The sequence below is a fragment of the Carboxydocella sp. JDF658 genome (assembly GCF_002049395.1).
Classification (GTDB): domain Bacteria; phylum Bacillota.
The window spans coordinates 1-1,004 of record NZ_BDLR01000127.1 but is presented as its reverse complement, the minus strand read 5'-3'; the positions used below and the strand labels follow the sequence as shown (position 1 = coordinate 1,004).

Genomic DNA, 1,004 nt, shown 5'->3' with positions numbered 1-1,004 from the left:
TTTTCCGCTAGCGGTATACGTATTCCCTGACTAACTGAACACTGTTCCATTCCCTGACACTTGATTCCGTATCGCTTTGCCGGACATAACTTCTTTAGTGCCCCTCTGTCTTTTTCAAAACCACCATTACGTTCCGGTTTCCGGACAATAGCAATATACATTGCCCTTGTAATTGTAGGCCACGTTCTTGTAATTGGTCAGTAGCCTGGTTTTTTCCCCATCTCTCCACAAGTTACGTATGTCATTAACAGGCTTTATCCGGTATTTATCCCAGCACTTTATTATTAGTTTTGTATCATCATACCCTCTATTTGCTACCATGGTTTCCGCCCTCTTGAGTATTTCTGCTTGCTTTTCCTCCATCCGTTCCAGCATTCGATGCCCCTCTTTTATGTCAGACTCTGACGCTTTCGTTAAACTGTACATTATCGGAAGTTCATAGGTCGCATCTACAATCAGATGCAGTTTGTACCCAAACCATTTCACGATCTTCTCCCATGCCTTACCGTTCTCGTACACCACTCTATATTCCTTCCTGCCATAGTCCGCATCTGTATCCCGGCGACCGTCTCTTTCTCCCTTTTTATTTTTGTGTTTGGCAAATGATTAATTTCTCCTGTTTCATCAGTGCCTTTAAAAACCGGGTGTATGCCCAGGGCGACGGTACTTGTTCATTAAACCCGCAAAGCTCTCGTAATTGACCATTGCGGGCCAGTTCCCGCCGTAACTTCTCCACACTCTCATGCTGGAACACAATACCCGCTAGTATGGAATTCCATATTGCCCGAACCGGATAATCGTCTCGCCCTTTACCCCGGCTTCTCTCAAGGGTCCTCATCAATTCTTCGTCTGGCATGTAATCCAGAACCAGCCGTAAACGAACTAAATCTCCAATTGTTTGTAATTCTGTCCACTCAAATAGCTTAATTTGTGGTATAATAGCCATAACAGGCATCCCTCCCTGGGTAGGATTGTTTGTCTTTTCAACTTCAATTTTATCACAG

At 44.2% G+C, this 1,004-nt stretch carries 2 protein-coding genes; both read right to left on the bottom strand.

What is annotated here, in order from left to right:
• Positions 1-126 precede the first annotated feature (126 nt).
• Positions 127-522: a transposase gene (locus tag JDF658_RS14630; protein ID WP_200805686.1), complete on the bottom strand. Its 396-nt coding sequence runs from the start codon at positions 520-522 to the stop codon at positions 127-129.
• Positions 523-583: 61 nt separating this feature from the next.
• The coding region (locus tag JDF658_RS12710; RefSeq protein ID WP_207651246.1) for a transposase at positions 584-1,004 on the bottom strand (421 nt) is incomplete at its 5' end.